Source organism: Alcanivorax sp. HI0083, from assembly GCF_001635175.1.
This window is the reverse complement of record NZ_LWFX01000395.1, coordinates 1-386: the sequence shown is the minus strand read 5'-3', so window position 1 is coordinate 386 and position 386 is coordinate 1. Positions and strand designations below refer to the sequence as shown.

Annotated in this window: 1 protein-coding gene; it reads right to left on the bottom strand. The window is 55.7% G+C overall.

Annotated features, from left to right (window positions below):
- Positions 1–137 precede the first annotated feature (137 nt).
- The coding region (locus A3754_RS04065) for a RimK/LysX family protein (protein ID WP_197468439.1) at positions 138–386 on the bottom strand (249 nt) is incomplete at its 5' end.

The following is a 386-nucleotide window of genomic DNA, read 5'->3' as shown; positions in this document are numbered from 1 at the left end:
CGTAAGAATGCGAAGAAAGTGATCTTGTTCAGTAACGCCGTACCCGCGCTAAAGGTTTTGCGCGGGCACGGTCTTTCAATTCCCAAGAGGGTTAGCCCGCGTTGTTGCGTGGTGCGTCAGGCGTGAGGCATCTTGCGCTAGTCATTAATGTCTTCATCGTCTTTCTGGTCCTTGTCCATCTTCACCGGTGAGTTCTTGTCGCACTGCGGTGAATGCTGGAAGGTCTGGGTCACGTCCAGATAACCAAGGTGGGAAATGGTACGGCGGCCCAGCAGGATCGGGTAGATCATGTCCGAGCGGTCGTTCAGGGTGAACTGCTCTTCGTACACCGTATTGCCCATGCACACTTTCATCAGCACCACCGGGCGACGTTCCGTGCCACCGGC